1 pseudogene is annotated in these 287 nt (G+C 46.3%); it reads right to left on the bottom strand.

Annotated elements, in window-relative coordinates:
• A pseudogene (locus UYK_RS24615) lies at nucleotides 1-264 on the bottom strand (chloride channel protein); the annotation flags it as partial.
• Nucleotides 265-287: the final 23 nt, after the last annotated feature.

Raw genomic sequence — 287 nt, 5'->3', positions numbered from 1 at the left:
GGGAATGCAGGCTAAAGTCCAAGCGCCCCAGCCACCGATCGCACCCATCACATTTTCTAGCATCAAGCGGTGAATCAGCTCGACTAAGTAGTGAAATGTAACTACACCCATACCGCTGCCTCCACCTATGAGTACAGCCAGAAGTAGTACAACTGTCTCTTGAGATGGTTGAAAACGGTTAAATAGATAGGTTAAAGCAACGGGAGAAGGAAAGGCAGCTTGTTCACTTACCTTCCTGAGTTTTGTGGGAGGCAGGAGAGTCATTGAATGAGGAGTAAATCTAATAA

It is taken from the genome of Fischerella thermalis PCC 7521 (assembly GCF_000317225.1).
Lineage (GTDB): Bacteria > Cyanobacteriota > Cyanobacteriia > Cyanobacteriales > Nostocaceae > Fischerella > Fischerella thermalis.
This window is presented reverse-complemented; position numbering and strand designations above follow the sequence as displayed.